This window comes from Streptomyces sp. NPDC005408, assembly GCF_040606445.1.
Lineage (GTDB): Bacteria > Actinomycetota > Actinomycetes > Streptomycetales > Streptomycetaceae > Streptomyces.
Genome location: NZ_JBEXEX010000014.1, coordinates 107,164 through 124,377, shown reverse-complemented (window position 1 = coordinate 124,377; position 17,214 = coordinate 107,164). Strand labels below are relative to the sequence as shown.

18 protein-coding genes are annotated in these 17,214 nt (G+C 70.1%); 6 read left to right on the top strand and 12 right to left on the bottom strand.

Translation table 11 applies throughout. The features are described 5' to 3' along the window. The first annotated feature begins 68 nt into the window (after positions 1–68). From ABZS64_RS16265 to ABZS64_RS16255, 3 genes are all read left to right on the top strand, one after another. A complete protein-coding gene (locus tag ABZS64_RS16265) occupies positions 69–1,175 on the top strand; it encodes a DUF5937 family protein (protein ID WP_355829265.1) in 1,107 nt (368 codons plus the stop codon). 179 nt (positions 1,176–1,354) lie between these two features. Further along, positions 1,355–1,606, top strand: a complete 252-nt coding sequence (locus ABZS64_RS16260) for a hypothetical protein (protein WP_355829128.1) — start codon at positions 1,355–1,357, stop codon at positions 1,604–1,606. Between the two features lie 11 nt (positions 1,607–1,617). After that, on the top strand, positions 1,618–2,820 hold the full coding sequence (locus tag ABZS64_RS16255) for an SPFH domain-containing protein (RefSeq protein ID WP_355829125.1): 1,203 nt from the start codon (positions 1,618–1,620) through the stop codon (positions 2,818–2,820). A 279-nt stretch (positions 2,821–3,099) separates the two neighbouring features. Here ABZS64_RS16255 and ABZS64_RS16250 read toward each other — a convergent pair whose 3' ends face one another. Further along, on the bottom strand, positions 3,100–3,777 hold the full coding sequence (locus ABZS64_RS16250; RefSeq protein ID WP_355829123.1) for a response regulator transcription factor: 678 nt from the start codon (positions 3,775–3,777) through the stop codon (positions 3,100–3,102). Positions 3,778–3,841: 64 nt separating this feature from the next. Beyond that, on the bottom strand, positions 3,842–5,041 hold the full coding sequence (locus ABZS64_RS16245; protein ID WP_355829120.1) for a sensor histidine kinase: 1,200 nt from the start codon (positions 5,039–5,041) through the stop codon (positions 3,842–3,844). Between the two features lie 96 nt (positions 5,042–5,137). Between ABZS64_RS16245 and ABZS64_RS16240 the strand changes: the two genes are divergently transcribed. Together ABZS64_RS16240 and ABZS64_RS16235 are read left to right on the top strand one after the other, a co-directional pair. Continuing rightward, positions 5,138–6,136 carry an SAM-dependent methyltransferase gene (locus ABZS64_RS16240; RefSeq protein WP_355829118.1) on the top strand — a complete coding sequence of 333 codons (999 nt, stop codon included), beginning with the start codon at positions 5,138–5,140 and terminating at the stop codon, positions 6,134–6,136. A gap of 56 nt (positions 6,137–6,192) precedes the next feature. After that, the gene (locus tag ABZS64_RS16235) at positions 6,193–7,335 is read left to right on the top strand and encodes an NADH-quinone oxidoreductase subunit D (RefSeq protein ID WP_355829115.1); all 1,143 of its coding nucleotides are present in this window, start codon (positions 6,193–6,195) and stop codon (positions 7,333–7,335) included. Between the two features lie 39 nt (positions 7,336–7,374). On the opposite strand, the gene ABZS64_RS16230 is transcribed toward ABZS64_RS16235, so the two are convergent. The 4 genes from ABZS64_RS16230 to ABZS64_RS16215 all read right to left on the bottom strand — a co-directional run bounded on the left by ABZS64_RS16230 (position 7,375) and on the right by ABZS64_RS16215 (position 10,857). Beyond that, on the bottom strand, positions 7,375–8,358 hold the full coding sequence (locus ABZS64_RS16230; protein WP_355829113.1) for a hypothetical protein: 984 nt from the start codon (positions 8,356–8,358) through the stop codon (positions 7,375–7,377). A gap of 84 nt (positions 8,359–8,442) precedes the next feature. Continuing rightward, on the bottom strand, positions 8,443–9,414 hold the full coding sequence (locus ABZS64_RS16225) for an ABC transporter substrate-binding protein (RefSeq protein WP_355829110.1): 972 nt from the start codon (positions 9,412–9,414) through the stop codon (positions 8,443–8,445). 37 nt (positions 9,415–9,451) lie between these two features. After that, positions 9,452–10,129 carry an ABC transporter permease gene (locus ABZS64_RS16220; protein WP_355829107.1) on the bottom strand — a complete coding sequence of 226 codons (678 nt, stop codon included), beginning with the start codon at positions 10,127–10,129 and terminating at the stop codon, positions 9,452–9,454. Continuing rightward, positions 10,129–10,857, bottom strand: a complete 729-nt coding sequence (locus tag ABZS64_RS16215; protein WP_355829104.1) for an ABC transporter permease — start codon at positions 10,855–10,857, stop codon at positions 10,129–10,131. The genes ABZS64_RS16220 and ABZS64_RS16215 overlap by 1 nt, the downstream gene beginning before the upstream one ends. 128 nt (positions 10,858–10,985) lie before the next feature. Between ABZS64_RS16215 and ABZS64_RS16210 the strand changes: the two genes are divergently transcribed. Beyond that, positions 10,986–12,167, top strand: coding sequence for a betaine/proline/choline family ABC transporter ATP-binding protein (locus tag ABZS64_RS16210; protein ID WP_355829101.1), 1,182 nt, complete (start codon positions 10,986–10,988; stop codon positions 12,165–12,167). Between the two features lie 10 nt (positions 12,168–12,177). On the opposite strand, the gene ABZS64_RS16205 is transcribed toward ABZS64_RS16210, so the two are convergent. From ABZS64_RS16205 to ABZS64_RS16180, 6 genes are all read right to left on the bottom strand, one after another. Then, on the bottom strand, positions 12,178–12,666 hold the full coding sequence (locus tag ABZS64_RS16205; protein WP_355829099.1) for a DUF3180 domain-containing protein: 489 nt from the start codon (positions 12,664–12,666) through the stop codon (positions 12,178–12,180). 48 nt (positions 12,667–12,714) lie between these two features. After that, a complete protein-coding gene (gene folK, locus ABZS64_RS16200; protein ID WP_355829096.1) occupies positions 12,715–13,329 on the bottom strand; it encodes a 2-amino-4-hydroxy-6-hydroxymethyldihydropteridine diphosphokinase in 615 nt (204 codons plus the stop codon). Further along, the gene (gene folB, locus ABZS64_RS16195; protein WP_355829093.1) at positions 13,326–13,685 is read right to left on the bottom strand and encodes a dihydroneopterin aldolase; all 360 of its coding nucleotides are present in this window, start codon (positions 13,683–13,685) and stop codon (positions 13,326–13,328) included. Before folB ends, folK begins: the two co-directional genes overlap by 4 nt. Positions 13,686–13,878: 193 nt before the next feature. Then, positions 13,879–14,325 (bottom strand): nuclear transport factor 2 family protein, encoded by a 447-nt coding sequence (locus tag ABZS64_RS16190; RefSeq protein WP_355829091.1) that lies wholly within the window; start codon positions 14,323–14,325, stop codon positions 13,879–13,881. After that, the gene (gene folP, locus ABZS64_RS16185) at positions 14,322–15,179 is read right to left on the bottom strand and encodes a dihydropteroate synthase (RefSeq protein ID WP_355829088.1); all 858 of its coding nucleotides are present in this window, start codon (positions 15,177–15,179) and stop codon (positions 14,322–14,324) included. The genes ABZS64_RS16190 and folP overlap by 4 nt, the downstream gene beginning before the upstream one ends. 96 nt (positions 15,180–15,275) lie before the next feature. Next, positions 15,276–17,108, bottom strand: coding sequence for a phosphatidylglycerol lysyltransferase domain-containing protein (locus ABZS64_RS16180; protein WP_355829085.1), 1,833 nt, complete (start codon positions 17,106–17,108; stop codon positions 15,276–15,278). Between the last annotated feature and the right edge of the window lie 106 nt (positions 17,109–17,214).

Genomic DNA, 17,214 nt, shown 5'->3' with positions numbered 1-17,214 from the left:
CCGATTGACGAGCACCGTCAAACGAGTCGAGCACCACTCCCCGCACCCCGCACCATGGAGGGGTGAGCGTGAGTATCGACATCGCGGGGCTGGCCCCAGAACGCATCGTCTTCGAGATTTCCCCACTCGCCGAGCTCGGCGTTGCGCTGCACGCGCTTGCCGAGCCCGCGCACCATCCCGGGCTGCACGGCTGGGCGACGGCCACCGCCGCCGGGCTCAAGCCCGATCTCGCCGACCGGCTGCACGAGGCCGGGTTCCTGTGGACCTCCACCTTCTCGGACATCTTCATGCCGTTCGCCGGGCTGCACGACGCCAGGACCGGCGCCACGCTCGCCGAAGAGCTGGACATGCTCGACCGGCTCGACGACGAACGCTTCGTCGCCGCCGCCCTGGAGTTCACCTGCACCAGTACGTACGGAACCGGAGGGCCCTCCCCCCTCACCGACCCCGTCCGCCGCGAGCGAGCCCTCGAACTCGCCGCCACTCGAGGCCCCAAGCAGCTCGACTTCACCCGGCGACTGCTGGACGACCCCGCGTCCGTACGGGCCTGGGTGCGCCGCCTCTTCGAGGACTGCGACCAGGCCTTCTTCGCCGACACCTGGCGCCGCGTCGGCACCCAGCTCGCCGCCGACGCCCGACACAAGACCGAGCTGCTGCGCCACAAGGGCCTCGCCGAGGCGCTGCACGCCGTCTCGGCCGCGCTCGCGGTGGACGAGGACCGCACCCGTATCAGCGCCGACAAACTCGCGGACGGGCGCACGACCGCCCTCGACCCCGGCATCGGGGCCGGGCTCTCCCTCGTCCCGTCCAGCTTCGGCTGGCCGCACCTGATGGTGCTGCACGCGCCCGGCTGGCGGCCGGTGATCCACTATCCGGTCGGCTCGCCCACCCTGCCGGGACCGGCCCCCGTCGAGTTGCTCAAGCTCCGGATGGAGGCGCTGGCCCACCCCATGCGCATGCGCATGTGCCGCAACCTCGCCCGCGCTCCGTACACGACGAGCGAGCTGGCCGACGTGTACGGGATCACCGCGCCCGAGGTCTCCCGGCATCTCGCCGTGCTGAAGAAGGCCGGGCTGATCTCCACGCGCCGGCGCGGCCGGTACGTACTGCACCAGCTGGACGTCAGCGCCGTCGCCCGGCTGGGGAGCGACTTCCTGGAGACGGTGCTGCGTTAGGCACCGGCACGACTGCGGCGTACGGAGTTCGACGCGCGCTTCCCCGGCCTGCTCGCACTCGTCCTCAACAGCGACTGGGCGCGCCTTGTTGGATCAACAAAGGGCCCCCGAGGATAGGCCGCCGATCCCAGCAGGACTAAGGTCTGAAAGGGGAACAGAACGATGGGAGGCGGCCGCCAGTGGCACAGGACGAGGCCGTGATCGGCTGCCCCGGAGAGCTACTCATCGGCACCCGTGGATCGGCCGGTCCCGGCGAGATCCTGGTGCGGGTCAGAGGCGGATCCGAGACGTTCCTCGCCTGGTCCGAAGAGCCCCTGCCGAGGGGCGCGACCGTGCTCGTGATCGGATCCCGTGGCAATCGCCAGGTGGACGTCATTGAGTGGGCCGATCCGTTGGATGCGCTCGGCGGCGGCGCCGTCGGCGCTGGTTAAGGAGACGAAGGATGTTCGGTTATCGGGTTCCCGCCCCCGACGAGGCGATGTTGATCTCGGGAGGCAGGCGTGGGCTTGGGGGTGCGCCGTTCCGTGTGGTGACCGGCCACGGCAAGTTCGTGCTCCCGATCTTCCGCAAGACCCGCTTCCTCACACTGTCGATGTGCGAGGCGGAGGTCACCGAGACCTGTGTCACCAGGCAGGGCATCGCACTTCACGTCCGCGCCGTGATCGCTTTCAAGGTCGGCAACGACACCGAGAGCATCGTCAACGCAGGCCAGCGATTCCTCTCCGACCAGGACCAGATGTCGGTGCTGACCGGCCGGATCTTCGCGGGCCATCTGCGCTCCATCATCGGCTCGATGACGGTCGAGGAGATCGTCACCGAGCGGCAGAAGCTCGCGGCCGAGGTCCTGGACACCTCGAAGGCCGAGATGGCGAAGATCGGCCTGATCGTGGACTCGCTGCAGATCCAGTCGATCGACGACGGCGACGTCGGCTACATCGACGCGATGTCGGCCCCGCACAAGGCGGCCATCCAGCGGCAGGCCCAGATCGCCCAGGCCCAGGCCACCCAGGCGTCGGTCGAGGCGGAGCAGGTGGCCGCGCGGAACCAGGCCGAATACGCCCGGCAGACCGCGGTCGTGAAGGCGGAGTACTCGGCGGAGGTGGACCGCGCACAGGCCCGGGCGGCGCAGGCCGGTCCGCTGGCACAGGCGCACGCGCAGCAGGAGGTGCTCGACGCGCAGACCGAGCTGGCTCAGCGCGCGGCCCAGCTCCGCCAGCAGCAACTGGTGGCCGAGATCGTCAAGCCGGCCGAGGCCGAGGCCGAACGGATCAGGGTGCTGGCCGTGGCCGAGGCGGAGCGCATGAAGATCCAGGCCGCGGCCGCCGCCTCGTACGATCGGGTGGCGCTGGACCGGATGCTGATCGACCAGCTGCCTCAGATCGTGAAGGAGGCCGCGGGCGGCCTCGCCGGAGCCAATGTCAATGTGCTCAACGGCGCCGACGGCCTCGGCGAGATCGCGGCGGGCCTGGTCGGCCAGGGGCTGACGATCCTGGACTCGGTCAGGCAGAACCTGAGCGGTTCCGACAACCACCCGGAGAAGGGCAATGGCCGGCTCGGCCTCCCGGGACGCCTGGCTTCAGCCGAGAAGGGCACGGAGAAGACGGAGAAGACGGAGAAGAATGACGGCCCGGTCGTCATCGACTAGGTCCTGTCCGGTCGATCAGGCCGGATGAGGGAGCGGGGTCTGGCGATGGGGGCACCTCCCGTGCCCGAAGGGCTACGGGGGAGCATCGCAAGGCGGAGGCAGGAGCCGACGCGGAGCGTCGGCGACTGACGACAACGCAGCGAGGTGCCGTGCCAGGGCACGCGAGCCCGGCAAGATCGGCCGGACAGGACCTAGAGCTGACACCGTAGTTGCCGTGGGGGCGCGCAGGTCTGGGTCCTGCCGCCCCCGAACGGGCCGCTGATCCACAGCAGCATCGCGTCAGGATGCCTGTCCGCCGCCCGCCCGCACCAGCCCGGTCTCGTACGCCAGCACCACCACCTGCACCCGGTCCCGCAGGCCCAACTTGGTGAGGATGCGGCCCACATGGGTCTTGACCGTGGCTTCGGAGAGCACCAGACGCCCCGCGATCTCGCCGTTCGACAGGCCCTGTGCGACCAGCATCATCACCTCGCGCTCGCGCTCGGTGAGCCGCTCGATCTCCTTGTGCTGCGGCTCGTTGACGCTGCTCGGCAGCATCGGCGAGAAGCGGTCGAGGAGGCGGCGCGTCGTGGACGGCGCGACCACCGCGTCGCCGCTGTGCACCGAGCGGATGGCGCCGAGCAGTTCGGCGGGCGGCACATCCTTGAGCATGAAGCCGCTGGCGCCCGCCTTCAGCCCGGAGAAGGCGTACTCGTCCAGGTCGAAGGTGGTCAGGATCAGCACCTTCGGCGCGTTCGGCTCGGCGCAGATCCGGCGCGTCGCCTCGACCCCGTCCAGCCTCGGCATGCGGACGTCCATCAGCACCACGTCCACGGCCGTTGAGCGGAGGTTCTCGATCGCCTCGGCCCCGTCGCCCGCCTCCGCGACGACGTCCATGTCCGGCTGGGCGGCGAGCACCATGCGGAATCCGGTGCGCAGCAACACCTGATCGTCGACGAGCATCACGCGGATGGACATGTCAGTTGGGTCCTCGGTCTCTAGTGGGCGGGGTCTGGTGGTCCAGTGGGCGGGGTCTGGTGCTCTAGTGGGTGGGCTTGAGGGGAAGCAGTGCGCTGATCCGGAAGCCGCCGCCGGGCCGCGGCCCGGCGTCCAGCGTGCCGCCGACCATACCGACGCGCTCGCGCATGCCGATCATGCCGTGGCCCCGGCCGTCCGCGCCGCCGTCCTCGTACAGCTCGTGCGCGGAGCCGCGGCCGTCGTCCTCGACCAGCAGCCCGAGGCCGTCGTCGAAGTAGACCAGCCGCACACTGGCGCCGGCTTCGGGGCCGCCGTGCTTGCGGGTGTTGGTCAGCGCCTCCTGGACGATGCGGTACGCGGTGAGCTCGACGCCGCTCGGCAGCGGCCGCGGCGTTCCCTCGATCTTGAAGTCGACGGTCAGGCCCGCCCGGCGCACTTGCTCGACCAGATCCTCGATCTGCTGCACATCGGGCTGCGGGACGTACTCCCCGCTCTCCGGTGCGTCGCCGGTGCGCAGGACGCCGAGCAGCCTGCGCATCTCCGCGAGCGCCTGACGGCCGGTGGTCGAGATGGTCTCCAGCGCCTGCTTGGCCTGGTCGGGCGCGGCATCGAGGACGTACGCGGCGCCGTCGGCCTGCACCACCATCACCGAGACGTTGTGCGCGACGACGTCGTGCAGCTCGCGGGCGATGCGCGCCCGCTCCGCCGCGACGGCGACCTTCGCCTGCGCCTCGCGCTCCTTCTCGAGCCGGGTGGCACGCTCCTCGAGCTGGGCGAAGTACGCCCGCCGGGTGCGTATCGAGTCGCCGAGCACCCACGCGAGGGCGAACGGCACGCTCATGACGATCGTGACGAAGATCCTGCCGCCGATGCCGGTGCTCTCCTCCGGCCAGCGCAGCTGCGCCAGGGTGGCCGCGGACAGCCCTCCTGCGAGCGCGAGGCGGGATGTCCAGCGCGGCCCGTCATGGGCGGCGACGGTGTAGATGATCACCAGCATCGCGAAGTCGGCCGGATTGACCCCGACGTCCAGCGCGAGCTGGGCGACGCCCAGCAGCGCGCCGAGGACCAGCATCTTCTCCGGCATACGGCGGCGCAGCGCCACCACCACGCTCAGCAGGAGAACGATGAAACCCGCCGCCCAACGGGTCTCGATCCCGACCGGCACTTGGATCACCCACAGCATGGCGAACCCGAAGAGCACGACAGCCCAGAAGGTGTCGACGCCCGTCGGGTGTCTGCGGATGAAGTCATAGAGGCGCTGCACGTAACCCAGAGTAGGGAAAGCAGATAGGTGCAGGGGTCAACCGGAGGAGCGATCCGGGCGGCGGAGGCGTACTCCGCAAGGTGGAGACTTGTGCCCGTGACGGATGACGTGACGGGTGAGACGTGTAACTGGCGAGGCTGGCGGGAAGCGGCACAGGCCGCCCTCTACGGGCCCGGCGGCTTCTATCTGCGGCCCGAGGGCCCTGCCGGCCACTTCCGTACGTCCGTGCACGCCTCGCCCCTCTTCGCCTCGGCTGTGGCCCGGCTGCTGACGTCCCCCGAACTGACCTCCCTGGGACTCGACGAGGTGGCACTCGTCGACGTGGGCGCGGGCCGCGGCGAACTCCTCACCGGCGTACTGGCTGCCCTTCCGCCCGGCTTCCCCGTCCAGGCGTACGGCGTCGAAAAAGCCTCCCGGCCCGCCGGCCTGGACCCGCGCATCGAGTGGTGCGCCGAGCCGCCGGCCGGGGTGAGCGGACTCCTCTTCGCGAACGAGTGGCTGGACAACGTCCCGGTGGACATCGCCGAGGCCGACCCCGACGGGGTCCCGCGCCACGTCCTCGTACGCCCGGACGGCACCGAGCGCCTCGGCAACCCCGTCACGGGCGCGGACGCAGAATGGCTGGCGCGCTGGTGGCCCGTGACGGAGCCGGGCACACGGGCGGAGATCGGCCGCCCTCGCGACGAGGCATGGGCCGCGGCGGTGGGCACCCTGCGGGCGGGCCTCGCGGTGGCGGTCGACTATGCGCACACGGCCGGTGCCCGGCCGCCGTTCGGCACGCTGACCGGTTTCCGAGCGGGCCGTGAGGTGCACCCGGTCCCGGACGGCAGCTGCGACATCACGGCGCATGTGGCGCTGGACGCCTGCGCGCTTGCGGGCGCGGAACTGCGCACCCAGCGGGATGCCTTGCGAAGCCTGGGCATCACGGGCGAACGCCCACCGCTGTCGCTGGCGTCCTCGGACCCGACGGGATACGTCCGCGCCCTGGCCTCGGCGAGCGAGGCGGCGGAACTGACGGCCCGCGGCGGACTCGGCGACTTCGGCTGGCTGGTGCAGCGCATTCCCGCGGGCAGATCCGGCCCGTCCGGCGTGTGAGGACCCGGGTCCGGGGCGGCTCCCCGGGTGCTTACCGCACGGGGGATACTGGCCGCATGACGGAGACCACGGTCGGCATCGGCGGCGCGGCGGAGAGCACCGACATGGTGCTCAACATCGGCCCCCAGCACCCCTCCACCCACGGCGTCCTCCGCCTGCGCCTCGTCCTCGACGGCGAACGCATCCGGCACGCCGAGCCTGTCATCGGCTATATGCACCGCGGTGCCGAGAAGCTCTTCGAGGCGCGCGACTACCGACAGATCGTGATGCTGGCCAACCGCCACGACTGGCTCTCGGCCTTCTCCAACGAGCTCGGCGTCGTCATGGCCGTCGAGCGGATGCTCGGCATGGAGGTCCCGGAGCGCGCGGTCTGGACCCGTACGCTCCTCGCCGAACTCAACCGGGTGCTGAACCACCTGATGTTCCTCGGCTCGTACCCCCTCGAACTGGGCGGAATCACCCCGATCTTCCACGCCTTCCGTGAACGCGAGGACCTCCAGCACGTCATGGAGGAAGTCTCCGGCGGCCGGATGCACTACATGTTCAACCGCGTCGGCGGCCTCAAGGAGGACCTCCCGGCGGGCTGGCTCGGCCGGGCGCGGCATGCGGTTGCCGAGCTCCGCTCGCGGATGGACATCTACGACCGCCTGGTCCTCGGCAACGAGATCTTCCGCGGCCGCACGCGCGGCGTCGGCGTGCTCCCGGCAGAGGCGGTGCACGCCTTCGGTGTGAGCGGCCCCATCGCCCGTGCGTCCGGCGTCGACTTCGATCTGCGGCGCGACGAGCCCTATCTGGCGTACGGGGAGCTGCAGGACACCCTCAAGGTCGTCACGCGCTCGGAGGGCGACTGCCTGGCCCGCTTCGAGGTGCTGCTCGACCAGACGCACAACGCGCTGGAGCTGGCGGACGCCTGCCTGGACCGGATCGCGGACCTGCCGGCCGGCCCGATCAACCAGCGGCTGCCGAAGGTGCTGAAGGCCCCCGAGGGCCACACATACGCCTGGACCGAGAACCCCCTCGGCATCAACGGCTACTACCTGGTCTCCAAGGGCGAGAAGACGCCCTACCGGCTGAAGCTGCGCTCGGCGTCGTACAACAACATTCAGGCGCTCACCGTGCTGCTGCCGGGGACGCTGGTCGCCGACATGGTGGCGATCCTGGGGTCGCTGTTCTTCGTCGTCGGAGACATCGACAAGTAGAACGCTGCGAGTACGAGCGCTCCAAGGACGACCGCCGGGCTAGCTCACCGCGTTGCGCAACTCGACCACGTCGAGCTGTTCCGTCTCGTCGTGCGCGGTCAGGTCGATGACCTTGCCGACAGCACGGGAGTCCGGGGACTGCTCATCGGCCAGCGCCTCCTCGCCCACCACATCGGCGAGATCCTCGTTCTGCACCGCCTCGATGGCCTTCTGCGCGCCCGCTCCCTCGGCCGTGCCGAAGAAGTCGAAGCCGCCCTCGGGACGCCTGGCGGGGCGCCGCTGCGGGCCGTACGGAACGATTGCGGTCGCGGCAGGGACAGGACGACGGGCGGGAACGGCGGACGACGGGCGGGTGTGCTGCTCTGCTCCGTCGACCGCCGCGTGCTTCCCCTGCGGCTCGTCCGCCTCACGGCGCTCGGCCAGATCTCGGGCACGGGCCTCTTCGACGGTTCGCTTCGCCTCCTGCGCGGCGGCGTTGCGCGACAGTTCGTCCAGCGCCTTGTTGGCGCGCAGATACGTCGCCGGGGTGGGCGTGGTCCCCGCCGGGGGCAGCGCCTTGACCGGGGATGCCGCTTCCAGCGCGAGCTGGCGGCGGTCCTCGAGGACGCCGGCCCGCTCGGTCTCGGCGGTCGCGTACCGCCGCAGCAGAGCCGCGTGCTCGCCGCGCAGGGCGGCCAGTTCGACCCGCTTTGCCCGGAGTTTCGCATCGAGCTTGGCGCGCAGCTCGCGCGATTCGTCGATGTCGGTTTCGAGTTCGGCTATGCGCTCCTCGGTCTTCCACGCGTCGCTCGCGCGGGCGCGGGTGAGTTCCGCGACGCGTCGGCCTGCGTAACGGTCCCAACTGCGCATCAGGACCGCGCCGGTCACAGCCGCGGCCGTCGCCGCGGTGACCAGCGAACGGAGCATGACTGGCTCCGATAGAAACCACGCGCCGGCGGCACAGAGAACCGACGCTCCGGCGACCGCCGAGGGCGGCAGCAGCCTGTGAAGGGGCGGGGAATGGCGGTGGCGTCCACGTGGCATGGCCTGAAATTTACCGTGCGTAGACGCCGAATGGGGTGTCGGCCCGGCAAATCTCTCGTTCAAGAACGCCGGGCCGCACCGCTGCTACTTCTTGAGCAGGCCCTTCGACTCCAGATATGCCTTCGCCGCGTCCTCGGGCTTCGCGCGCTCGGCGTCCACCTTGCGGTTCAACTCGGCAAGATCCTCGGTGGTCAGCACCTTGGTGAGCTTGTCGAGTACGTCGGCTATCTCCTTGGAGCCCGCGTCCTTGGCATTGACCACCGGCAGGACGTTGTCGGCGTTCTGGAGCTTCTTGTCGTCCTCGAGGAAGACCAGTCCGTCCAGTACCGCGTCGGTGGTCGTGGTCAGCACCAGCTGGTCGGCGCCGTCCTTGACCGCCTGCTTGGACTGCGGAGTGCCCACGCCCTTGGGGTCGATGCCCGCGACATCAATGCCGTACGTCTTCTTCAGACCCGGCGCGCAGAAGGGCCGCACCTCGCACTCGTCGCCCGCCGCGATCTTCACCTTGAGCTTCGACTTCCCAAGGTCGGAAAGGGTCTTGAGCTTGTTCTTCCCGGCGAATTCCTTGCTCACCGCGAAGGCGTTCTGGTCGACGGCCGCACCGGCCGGCAGCACCTTCAGTCCCCGCGGCTCGGCGAGCTTGGTGAGAGCCGAGACGGTGGCGGTGACATCGCCGGACGCCACCGGCTTCTCGTCGGGCGCCTTCGGGCCGTTCACCTTCGCGTTGAGGAATTCGGCGATCGTCGCGGCGTATTCCGGTACGACGTCTATCTCGCCCTTCTCCAGGGACGGTTCGTACAGCTCACGGTTCTTCACCGTGGTGATCGAGGTTTTGTATCCGGCATCGCCCAGGAGCTGTGCATAGAGCTCGGCGAGCACCTTGGACTCGGTGAAAGACGCGGCGCCGACGACGAGCGTGCCCTTCTTGTCCGAGCCGCCGCCCGAGGCCGAGCCGCCCTTCTCCTTCTCCAGGCTGTCGCCGCCGCATGCGGCGAGAGAACCCGTCAGGGCCACCACACCGAGTACCGCACCCGCGATGCGCGAGGTCTTGCTCATCAGGTTCTCTCCGTCCACAGCAAAGGGTTGATCGTCGTCACCCGGACGACACGGTCCTACGGAGGGGGTTCAGCAGCCGGTCGGCCGCCACCAGCACCCCTTCCACCAGCAGCGCGAGCAGCGCCGCAAGCAGCGCCCCGGCCACGACCTGCGGGGTGTTGTACGTGTTGAATCCCGCGGTGATGATCCGGCCCAGGCCGCCCTGGCCCACCATCGAGGCGATCGTGGCCGTGGCCACCACCTGGACGGCGGCCGACCTCAGCCCGGTCATGAGCAGCGGATAGGCGAGGGGCAGTTCGACCCGGAAGAAGAGCTGGCCTCCCGACATCCCCATCCCCCGCGCGGCCTCGACCACCGCCCGGTCCACCTCCCGCATCCCCACGTACGCGTTGGTCAGCAGCGGCGGCACGGCGAACAGCACCAGGGCGATGATCGTCGGCAGATAACCGGCGCTGCGCAGCGGCGTGAGCATGAAGAGGGCGAGGACGGCGAAAACCGGGATCGCCCGGCCGGCGTTGGAGATATTGACCGCGAGCGCGCCCCCCTTGCCGAGATGCCCCAGCCACAGTGCGATCGGCAGGGCGATCGCGCAGGCCAGCGCCAGGGACACCCCGCTGACGTACACATGCTCGCCCAGCCGGTGCCAGGCACCGCTCTCCCCGGACCAGTTGGAGCCGGTGGTGAGCCAGGTCCATGCGTCGGCGAGCACACCCATCAGACCGCCACCTTCACCTTCGGCGCCCGCGCTGCCGCCGGCTTCGCCGTGCGTATTCGGGTCCAGGGGGTGAGCAGCCGCTGGAGGCCGAGCAGCAACAGGTCGGCGACGGCCGCGAGCAGCACACAGAGCACGGACGCGGTCAGCACCTGCGCCTTGAAGGTGGTCTGCACTCCGTCGTCGATGAGATTGCCCAGACCGCCCTTGCCGACCAGCGCGCCGACCGTCGTCAGAGCGACCGTCGAGACGGTCGCTATGCGCAGGCCCGCCATCAACGCGGGCAGCGCGAGAGGCAGTTCGACCTCCCAGAGCAGCCGCCCCGAGCCGTACCCCATCCCGCGTGCGGCCTCGCGCGCCTCGTCGGGCACCGCGTCGAGCCCGGCCATGATGTTCCGCACAAGAATCGTGAGCGAATACAGCACCAGGCCGGTCACCACGAGCGCGGCAGAAAGCCCGAAGACGGGCAGCAGCAGCGAGAACATCGCCAGTGACGGAATGGTGTAGAGCAGAGTCGTCAGTCCCAGGACCGGGCCGGCAAACCGCGGTTTCGCACGGGCGAGCAGCGCCAGCGGAAAGGCCACGGCGAGGCCGATCAGGACGGACACCACGGTGATCCAGACATGCTGGATCGTGGCGTCGGTCAACTCCTGGCTGCGGGTGCGGAGATACTCCCCGCAGATCCAGTCATTGGCCGCCAGACAGCTCTGCGCAGCCACCTGCGAACTCATGCATCCCCACCTCCCCAGCCGTGCCGAACGTATGTCTGGCGACCATATCCCTGAGCACTGACAATCGCCGAGGGCCGCCACATTGCAGCAACATGGCTTTCACACAACACCCGTCACAATGGGGAACCATGATCCGATTCGAGCACGTCACCAAGCGGTACCCGGACGGAACGACGGCGGTCGACGACCTGTCGTTCGAGGTCGCCGAGGGCGAGCTGGTCACGCTCGTCGGACCGTCCGGCTGCGGCAAGACCACCACCATGAAGATGGTCAATCGCCTCATCGAGCCCAGCAGCGGCCGGATATTGCTCGACGGGGACGACATATCCGCCATCGACCCGGTCCAACTGCGCCGCCGAATCGGCTATGTGATCCAGCAGGTCGGCCTTTTCCCCCACAAAACGGTCCTGGAGAATGTCGCGACCGTCCCGCACCTGCTCGGCTGGAAGCGCGGCAAGGGCCGTGAGCGCGCCGCCGAACTCCTCGACCTGGTCGGCCTGGACCCGTCGGTCTACGGCGACCGCTACCCCGAGCAGCTCTCCGGCGGCCAGCGCCAGCGCGTCGGCGTGGCCCGGGCGCTGGCGGCCGACCCGCCCGTGCTGCTGATGGACGAGCCGTTCGGCGCGGTCGACCCGGTGGTGCGCGAGCATCTGCAGAACGAGTTCCTCAGGCTCCAGTCCCAGGTCCGCAAGACCGTGCTCTTCGTCACCCACGACATCGAGGAGGCCGTCCGCCTCGGTGACCGTATCGCCGTCTACGGACAGGGGCGGATCGAGCAGTTCGACGCACCGGCCGCGGTGCTCGGCACCCCCGCCACCGAGTACGTCGCGGACTTCGTCGGCGCGGACCGCGGCCTCAAGCGGCTGTCGGTCACCCGCATCGAGGAAAGCGATCTCGACCAGCCGCCCGTCGTCCGCCTCGACGACAAGCTGCCGCGCAAGCTCGGCTCACGCTGGGCCGTCGTTCTGGACGCATCGGGTGAGCTGCACGGCTGGATCTCCGAAGCGCAGGCGCAGCAGAGCGGCTCCGTACGCGAACACGCCCGCCGGATGGAGGCCTGGCTGCCCGTCGGCGCATCGCTCAAGCAGGCCTTCGCCACGATGCTCCAGCACGACGCGGGCTGGATCGCCGTCATCGACGAGGAGGAGACCGGGCGCTTCCTCGGCGTCCTCACCCCGGCGCGGCTGCACGAGGCGCTGCGCCGCTCGATCGACGCGGACGCGCAGGACATCCCTCGTACGGAAGTCGCCCTGGAGTCCATCGAATCGGTTGAATCGGTCGAATCGGTCTCTGCCGTGACGAAGCGCTGAGGCAGTTACCTCAGGGAGTCGTCGAGGCGGTGCCCGTCCCGTTGTCCTCGTCCTCGGGGAGTTTGCAGACCCGCTCCAGGAAGAACGCCGCCGCGATCACGCCGATGCCCGCCACCACCGAGAAGCCCGCGTAGATCGCCTGGTCCCGGCGCGCGGGGATGTCCAGGGAGCCGAGCAGGTACACGCCCGTACCGCCGTACATGCCCGAGACCAGCGCCGCCACCAGCGCGCTCGCCTGGCCGAAGACCACTGCTCGCGCCGCCATCAGAGGCTCGACGCCCTTCGCGCCCGGGCGGCGTTCACGCTGGGCCCGAAGGCGGGCGCGGATCGAGAGCGCCGTCGCGGTGAGGATGACCGCGATCACCGCCAGCACGATCGGCGCGGCCAGCGGCACGCTCGGCAGGGTGCCGAACGCCTCCCAGAGGCGGGCGCCGCCCCACGACAGCACGCCCGCCGCGGCGAAGAGACCGGCCAGTACACCGAGCCGTAGTTGCTTCACCGAGAGCGCCGCCCTTCACCTGTCCTGCGTGTCCGAAGAGCCTAACGACTACTCGGGGAGACGGAGTTCCAGGTCGGCCCGTGCAAGCACACCGTCCTGGGCGACGTCGGCCAGCAACTGGGCGACCGGCCCCAGGCCCGGCAGCAGCGCCTCCGGCTCCACGTCGTGCCACGGCGCGAGCACGAACGCGCGCTGGTGGGCGCGCGGGTGGGGCAGCGTGAGCGACGGGTCGTCGGAGACCACATCGGCGTACGCCACGATGTCGACGTCGATCGTGCGCGGACCCCAGCGCTCCTCGCGGACCCGGTCGAAGGCCTCCTCGATGGCCTGGCCGCGCTCCAGCAGGGAGGACGGGGGAAGCGTGGTCTTGATCACGACCACCGCGTTGAAGTACGAGGGCTGGCTGCCGGGCTCGACGCCCCACGGCTCCGTCTCGTACACCGGAGAGACAGCCTTGACCCGCAGGCCCGGGGTGTCCTCGAGCGCGTCGATCGCGCCCTGGAGGGTCTCCAGGCGGTTGCCCAGGTTGGAGCCGAGCGAGATCACCGCCCGTTTCGGATTGGACAGGGTGACATCGGCCGCGTCGACCTGTTCCACCACGGAGGCGGGCACCGGCTGCACGGTCGGGTCGCTCTGCGTCCCGTTCGAAGAAAACACAGTCATACTCGGCTCCGGGTGATCGTGATGGTCACATCGTCGAAGGGCACCGTGATCGGCGCGTCCGGCTTGTGCACGACCACCTCGACCTCTTCGACGCCGTCGTGCTTGAGGCACTGCTGCGCGATCCGCTCCGCCAGCGTCTCGATCAGGTCGACGGGCTCGCCCTCGACGACCGCCACGACCTCCTCCGCCACAATTCCGTAGTGCACGGTCTTCGCCAGGTCGTCGCTCGCCGCCGCGGGGCGGGTGTCGATGCCGAGCACCAGGTCCACGATGAAGGTCTGGCCCTCCTCGCGCTCCCGTGGGAAGACGCCATGGTGCCCGCGAGCCTTGAGGCCGCGCAGCGCGACACGATCCACGCGAATCACTCCTGCTGTCGTTGGTCTTGCGGGCACAGTGCCGCGTGCGGGCGGCACGGTGTCCACAATCGAATCTACCTGCGAGCACGGACATCGCCCGCCAACGGGGGCTGTGGACGGGGACCCCGCGAGGCGTGGTAGCCGCCCCTACCCGGAGCGCGGATTTCCAATCCCCGAAGCCACGCCTACCCACTTATGAGGGGGTCTCGTCGTCCTCTTCGTCGTCGCTTTCCGCCAGAACGGGTGATCCGTGATGTGACCAGATCTTCCAACCGTCCGATGTGCGACGAAACACGTTGGTGGCGACGACGAGCTGGCCGACGAGGGGCCCGAGCTCGCCGCTCTCCTCGGCGGGGCCGCCGCTGAGGATGTTCTCCGTACACGTCACGAGCGCGGTGTCACCGGAGAGGCTGACCTTCACGTCGGTGAGGAAGAACTGGATGTACTCGGTGTTCGCCATGATCAGGGCGTACGAGCGGAGCACTTCGCCGCGGCCGCTGAGGACCGGCCAGCCGGGGTGGATGCACGAGATGCCCTCGTCCAGCCAGAGACTGGAGAGCTCCTCGAAGTCACCGCGCTCCATCGTCTCGTAGAACGTGGTGTTCGCCGCTTCGACCAGCTCTACGTCGGTACGGCTCACCGGGCGCCCTCGACGGCGCGGGCGACGCGGACGGCGTCGGCCGTGGCGCGCACCTCGTGGACGCGTACGGCCCACGCGCCCTCGTGGGCCGCGATGGCGGACACGGCGGCGGTGGCGGCGTCCCGCTCGCGCGCCGGTGGCGGGGCACCCTCCTTCGCCAGTACGTGGCCGAGGAAACGCTTGCGGGATGCCGCGACGAGGAGGGGGCGGCCGAGCGCGCGCAGCTCGCCGAGGTGGGCGACGAGGGCGAGGTCGTGCTCGGCCTGCTTGGCGAAGCCGAGGCCGGGGTCGATGACGATGCGCTCGGGGGCGATGCCACCTTCGACGACGGCGTCCATGCGGGCGCGCAGTTCGGTGACGACTTCGGTGACGACGTCGGTGTAGACGGCGCGGGAGTTCATGTCCTGGCTGAAGCCGCGCCAGTGCATGACGACGAAGGGGACGCCGGTGGCCGCGACGGCGGGGACCATACGGGGGTCGGCGAGGCCGCCGCTGACGTCGTTGACGAGCAGGGCGCCGGCGGCAACGGCCTGTTCGGCGACGGAGGCGCGCATGGTGTCGACGGAGACGGTGACGCCTTCGGCGGAGAGGCCGCGCACGACGGGGATGACGCGGCGCAGCTCCTCGTCCTCGTCGACGCGGCTGGCGCCGGGCCTGGTGGACTCGCCGCCGACGTCGACGAGGTCGGCGCCCTCGGCGACGAGATCGAGGCCGCGCTTGACCGCGGCGGTGGTGTCGAACCAGCGGCCGCCGTCGGAGAAGGAATCGGGCGTCACATTGACGACCCCCATGACCGCACAGCGATCCCACTCCGGCAGGCCGGTGGCCGTGCCTCGTCCGCGCAACGTACTCATAGGCCCAGCCTAGGCCCGCGGGGCGGGGCGGAAGTCACGCCGGGTCCCCGCCGCCCCGCATCGGCGGGCGGGGCGGCGGGGCCGGCCGTCACGGCGTCACGCCGCGCGGACCTCGTGTTCCGCCTGGTGGACCGTCATGTGGGCACACGGGCGGGGCTGGCGCGGGGGGCGCCGGCGGGGGAAGAGGCGAGGGAGCGCCACGTTCACGAAGCCCTCCGCCTGCATCGCCGCGAAACCTATCCGCGGCAGGTCGCGGGTGTTGCGGAAGACCACGAAGCGGGGCTCCCAGCGGGGCTGGAACTTCGCGTTGAACTTGTACAGCGACTCGATCTGGAACCAGCGCGAGAGGAAGACCAGCAGCCCGCGCCACATCCGCAGCACCGGCCCCGCGCCGATCTTCTCGCCGCGGGCGAGTGCCGAGCGGAACATCGCGAAGTTCAGCGAGACCCGCTCGATCTTCAGGTCCGGCGAGGCCTGCAGCGCGGCGACGATCAGGAGCTCGTTCATGCCCGGGTCGGCCGAGCGGTCGCGGCGCATCAGTTCCAGGGACATCCCGTCCGGCCCCCACGGGACGAAGTGGATGATCGCCTTCAGGTCGCCGTACGGAGAATCGGGGTCCTCCTTGTGCGCCGTCGCGATCACCGCGTCGCCGTCTGCCGGGTCGCCTATGCGGCCCAGCGCCATCGAGAAGCCCCGCTCCGTGTCGGTGCCCCGCCAGTCCGCCGCGGCCCGGCGGATCGCCTCGAGCTCCTCGTCGGGCAGGTCACGGGCGCGCCGTACGCGCGTGGTGTACCCATTGCGTTCGATGCGCTTCACCATCTGGCGTACGTTGCGCATCGCGCGCCCGGTGAGCGAGAAATCCGCGACATCCACCACCGCCTCGTCCCCGAGCTCCAGCGCGTCCAGGCCGGTCTCCCGGGTCCAGACCTCACCGCCGGTCTCCGAGCAGCCCATCACCGCCGGGGTCCACGAGTGCGCCTTCGCCTCGTCCATGAAGCGCTCGATCGCGCCCGGCCAGGCCTCGACGTCGCCGATCGGGTCGCCGCTGGCGAGCATCACACCGGAGACGACGCGGTAGGTGACCGCGGCCTTGCCGCTCGGCGAGAAGACAACGGCCTTGTCGCGGCGGAGCGCGAAGTGCCCCAGCGAGTCCCGCCCGCCGTGCCGCGTCAGCAGGTCCCGCAGCCGGCGCTCGTCGTCCTCGGTGAGACGCGCCGCCGGGTGCTCCGGGCGGAAGGCGAGATAGATGGTGGTGACGGCGGTCAGCAGACCGAGCGCGCCGAGGGAGTAGCCGACCGTCCAGGACACCCCGTCGGCGTAGTCGACGGGACCTTCGAAGCCGAAGAGCCCGTACAGGACATGCTCCAGACGGTCCGTCAGGCTGGGGCTGCCGACCTCGTTGTGGGGGTGCACGCTGACGATGACCAGGCCGAGGCCCAGGGAGCCGGCGCCCATGAGGATGAAGTTGGCGAGCGCCTTCCAGCGGCTGCGCGGGTCGGGCAGCGCGGCGAATTCACTCCGGTGGCGCAGCAGCAGCGTCAGCAGCACCAGCGAGACCAGCGCGCCGATCACCGAGTGGCGGTAGACGAACTGCCCCACGGCCCCGACGGGCAGCAGGATCACCGCGGCCCGCCAGGCACGGCGCTTGTGCCGCTTGAGCCCGTGGGCGAGCAGCAGGAGCAGCACACCGACGCTCAGTGAGAGTGCCGCAGCGAAGGGCCCGGTGGCCCCCGGCAGCACCTCGGCGAGGGAGTGCATACGGCTGTGCCGGAACCGGGGGAAGACCCCCGCGGCAATGTCGATCAGGCCGACGAGTGTGCAGGCCGTGCCGACCAGAGAAGGAACTACTTCCGGTCGGGGGCCGCGCAGAACGCGACGTACCCGATCCGGAACCAATCCTGATTTGTCCCCATCTACCGTTGCAGACATCGCTTCCCGTGACTCCGCGAGAGATCCTGTGTCCGTGCTCCGCTGTTCAGCGGGCTCCGGACGATTTGCGCTCTCTAGGACGGGACTTTCGGGGGGTGGGTTCACT

Coding starts and splice junctions, on each gene's coding strand:
- ABZS64_RS16255 (WP_355829125.1), top strand. CDS start 1,618: ATGTTCGGTTATCGGGTTCCCGCCCCCGACGAGGCGATGTTGATCTCG.
- ABZS64_RS16250 (WP_355829123.1), bottom strand. CDS start 3,777: ATGTCCATCCGCGTGATGCTCGTCGACGATCAGGTGTTGCTGCGCACC.
- ABZS64_RS16235 (WP_355829115.1), top strand. CDS start 6,193: ATGACGGAGACCACGGTCGGCATCGGCGGCGCGGCGGAGAGCACCGAC.
- ABZS64_RS16230 (WP_355829113.1), bottom strand. CDS start 8,358: ATGCCACGTGGACGCCACCGCCATTCCCCGCCCCTTCACAGGCTGCTG.
- ABZS64_RS16225 (WP_355829110.1), bottom strand. CDS start 9,414: ATGAGCAAGACCTCGCGCATCGCGGGTGCGGTACTCGGTGTGGTGGCC.
- ABZS64_RS16220 (WP_355829107.1), bottom strand. CDS start 10,129: ATGGGTGTGCTCGCCGACGCATGGACCTGGCTCACCACCGGCTCCAAC.
- ABZS64_RS16215 (WP_355829104.1), bottom strand. CDS start 10,857: ATGAGTTCGCAGGTGGCTGCGCAGAGCTGTCTGGCGGCCAATGACTGG.
- ABZS64_RS16210 (WP_355829101.1), top strand. CDS start 10,986: ATGATCCGATTCGAGCACGTCACCAAGCGGTACCCGGACGGAACGACG.
- folK (WP_355829096.1), bottom strand. CDS start 13,329: ATGACTGTGTTTTCTTCGAACGGGACGCAGAGCGACCCGACCGTGCAG.
- folP (WP_355829088.1), bottom strand. CDS start 15,179: ATGAGTACGTTGCGCGGACGAGGCACGGCCACCGGCCTGCCGGAGTGG.
- ABZS64_RS16180 (WP_355829085.1), bottom strand. CDS start 17,108: ATGTCTGCAACGGTAGATGGGGACAAATCAGGATTGGTTCCGGATCGG.